Source organism: Bradyrhizobium algeriense (genome assembly GCF_003062295.1).
Taxonomy (GTDB): domain Bacteria; phylum Pseudomonadota; class Alphaproteobacteria; order Rhizobiales; family Xanthobacteraceae; genus Bradyrhizobium; species Bradyrhizobium algeriense.
Window position 1 is genome coordinate 1 of record NZ_PYCN01000173.1, and the last position, 770, is coordinate 770.

Below are 770 nucleotides of genomic sequence, written 5' to 3' on the forward strand. Positions count from 1 at the left end.
TCGATCTGGACCCCGTGACCCCGGCCTGGGCCGAGCTGCCCGCCTGCGATCCCGAGCCGCGCGCCCTCGGCCTCACCTCGCGCCATCTCGCCTACATCATCTACACCTCAGGCTCAACCGGAACCCCCAAGGGCGTTATGGTCGAGCATCGGGGAGTGGCCAATTATCTGTCCTGGGCCTGCGAAGCTTATGCGCCCAGGTCATCCTCCCTGGTCTCCTCTTCCCTGGCCTTCGATGCCATAATCACGAGCCTGCTTGCGCCTTTGCTCTGTGGTGGCCACGCACAGCTTGTCAGGGAGGGAGACGAGGTCGAGGGGGTAAAGGAAAAGATCAGCTCGGGCTGCGGGATCATTGATATCACCCCCAGCCATCTGGATGTGCTTGGGCAACAGATGCTGGCGGACTCGGCCGCCAGCCAGGTTGGACTGTTTATCATCGGCGGTGAAGCGCTGACGCATTCGACAATCGAGCTGTGGCGCAGGATCCAGCCCACGGCCAGAATGGTGAATGAATACGGCCCAACCGAAACGATCGTGGGCTGTCTCTTTTATGAGGTTCCGACAGGGCCAGCTGTATCTGCGAACGTCCCGATCGGGCGTCCGATTGCGAACGCGCGGGTTTATCTGCTGGACGATCATGGCGCGCCTGTGCCGTTGGGGACGGTGGGTGAGCTTTACATAGGCGGGGCGGGGGTTGCGCGTGGCTATCTGAACCGTGCCGAGCTGACGGCGGAGCGGTTCATCGCCAGTCCCTTTGTGGACGGCGATCGG

General features: G+C 62.5%; 1 protein-coding gene. It reads left to right on the forward strand.

Annotation, left to right across the window (positions count from 1 at the left end):
• Window positions 1–14: 14 nt before the first annotated feature.
• On the forward strand, window positions 15–770 hold a 756-nt coding region (locus C7G61_RS42950; RefSeq protein ID WP_244608792.1), incomplete at its 3' end, for an AMP-binding protein.